The organism is Pseudoalteromonas sp. S3260, assembly GCF_005886925.1.
In the GTDB taxonomy this organism is placed as follows: Bacteria; Pseudomonadota; Gammaproteobacteria; order Enterobacterales; family Alteromonadaceae; genus Pseudoalteromonas; species Pseudoalteromonas tetraodonis.
The window spans coordinates 1-371 of record NZ_PNCV01000214.1; the positions used below are offsets into that span (position 1 = coordinate 1).

The following is a 371-nucleotide window of genomic DNA, read 5'->3' on the forward strand; positions in this document are numbered from 1 at the left end:
GTGGTTGGCCGGACGCTTACCGTTCGGCATGGGCTCTTGGCTATTTATTAAATCCCAGACAGCAAAAAACCCGTCACATCGCTGTAACGGGTTTCTATTATTTGGATCCTGGTAATGTCCTACTTTCACATAGCAAATGCTACACTATCATCGGCGCTGTTTCGTTTCACTACTGAGTTCGGCATGGGGTCAGGTGGGTCCAAAACGCTATTGTCACCAAGAAAATTCTTTTCAATTTTCTTATTATTTATTTTTAAATTTAAAGTCTTTCGACTAAATTTGGAGCCTGGTAATGTCCTACTTTCACATAGCAAATGCTACACTATCATCGGCGCTGTTTCGTTTCACTGCTGAGTTCGGCATGGGGTCAG

At 42.9% G+C, this 371-nt stretch carries 2 rRNA genes; both read right to left on the reverse strand.

Annotation, left to right across the window (positions count from 1 at the left end):
• Nucleotides 1–106: 106 nt before the first annotated feature.
• Nucleotides 107–221: ribosomal RNA gene (gene rrf / locus CWC14_RS18235) — 5S ribosomal RNA — on the reverse strand.
• Nucleotides 222–284: 63 nt separating this feature from the next.
• Nucleotides 285–371: ribosomal RNA gene (gene rrf, locus CWC14_RS20055) — 5S ribosomal RNA — on the reverse strand; the annotation flags it as partial.